This is a genomic window from Rhizobium mayense, from assembly GCF_030272705.1.
Classification (GTDB): Bacteria; Pseudomonadota; Alphaproteobacteria; order Rhizobiales; family Rhizobiaceae; genus Rhizobium; species Rhizobium mayense.
Genome location: NZ_JARFYM010000092.1, coordinates 1 through 1,469, shown reverse-complemented (window position 1 = coordinate 1,469; position 1,469 = coordinate 1). Strand labels below are relative to the sequence as shown.

At 57.2% G+C, this 1,469-nt stretch carries 2 protein-coding genes; both read left to right on the top strand.

Annotated features, from left to right (window positions below; genetic code table 11):
- Positions 1 to 187 precede the first annotated feature (187 nt).
- The gene (locus tag PY649_RS34695) at positions 188 to 1,138 is read left to right on the top strand and encodes a LysR family transcriptional regulator (protein WP_285873586.1); all 951 of its coding nucleotides are present in this window, start codon (positions 188 to 190) and stop codon (positions 1,136 to 1,138) included.
- The coding region (locus tag PY649_RS34690; RefSeq protein ID WP_285873584.1) for a hypothetical protein at positions 1,135 to 1,469 on the top strand (335 nt) is incomplete at its 3' end. The genes PY649_RS34695 and PY649_RS34690, both read left to right, overlap by 4 nt.

The window sequence follows — 1,469 nt, the reverse complement described above, 5'->3', positions numbered from 1 at the left end:
CGCAGTGTCCGCTCCATCAAGAAACTGTGTCCTTGATTGTCCGGCTATCGAATGAGGCCGCAAGCCCTATACTAACCTGCAATCAGAGGCGCCGCTGATTTCGGCGCCCGAAGCAAATCTCCACGCCGATTGTGATGCAGCTGAAACAAAGGGAGGTGCAATTGCCTATGAGCGCACGCCAAGCGGTATGAAACCCGCCAACCTCCGCATCGACGTTATCACAACTTTTATCGCAATCGTCGAAGCGGGAAGCATGCGGGAGGCAGGGCGACGGCTTGGCGTTTCCAAGTCGGTGGTCAGCCAACGCCTCAGCGCCCTGGAAGCAGCCTTGAACGTGAGGTTGCTCAGTCGATCAACGCGTCAACAGGCTCTGACGGACAGTGGCAAATATTTTTTTGATCGCTGCCAGAAGATCGTTGATGATTTTCAGCTGGCTGCCGAGGAGATCAGTGACCGGCAAGACGAATTTTCAGGGACGATCCGCATCGCCGCTCCGGTGAGCTTCGCTCAACTGCATCTGACAGGTGTTTTCTCCGCATTTCTGCGGGAGAACCCGCTCATCGATCTCCAGATCGAATTTGACGATCGAATGCACGACCTCGTCGGCGATTCCTACGACATGGCGGTAAGGATCGGCCGGCTGAAGAATTCAGCCCTTATCGTCCGCCGCTTTGGGCCGAGTCATCGGGTCGTCGTCTGTTCGCCGCGATACATCGAAGAAAACGGCAAGCCGGATACGATCGAGAGCCTCGAAAATCACTACGCCGTGAGCTACGCCAACATCACACCCCAGTCGGAATGGATCTTCCGCCGGGGCAAGGAACTGAAGAGCGTCACGCCGAAAACCCGCATGCGCGTGAATAGCGGCGACATCCAATTGGCGGCGGTCAAGGACGGGGTGGCAATCGCCGCGCTCCCGCTGTTCATCGTCCACGAGGCAATCGCAAAGGGCGAAATCGAGGTCGTCGACCTCGAATGGCAGCTCGTGCCCGACGATCTCTGCATCGTCTATCCACAGAACCGCTTCCTGGCGCGCAAAGTACGCGCCCTGTCTGCAGCAATCATCGCCCATGTCGGGAGCCCGCCCTGCTGGGAAAAATCCCTCAGCGCGGAACAACAGGAGAGACTGAAATCATGAACCAGATGGTCATCAACGGCGTCAACAGTCAGACCTTTGTCTGCTCCAATCTCGGGCGGGTCGAGTACTTCTACACCGTCATCCTCGGTCTTCGCGTCTTGAAGCGTACGGTCAGCCATCTGGACGGACGGTTGCCCGTGATCACCTTTGGCTTCAACAGCCACGCTGAAGAATTGCCGCGAACGCAGACTGTGACCTATCTCGAATGGAATCCAATCTTCTACATGATGCCAAAGGATGGATTTACCGATCCGGCGTTGGTGGCCGATGCGGTTTCAAACCCTCGCGCAGGTGACCCGAAGGGCCGCTGGGGTGCCGGCACGAACCATCA

What these genes read in the sequence shown, in the direction of transcription:
- PY649_RS34695 (WP_285873586.1), top strand. Translation starts at nt 188, where the DNA reads ATGAAACCCGCCAACCTCCGCATCGACGTTATCACAACTTTTATCGCA.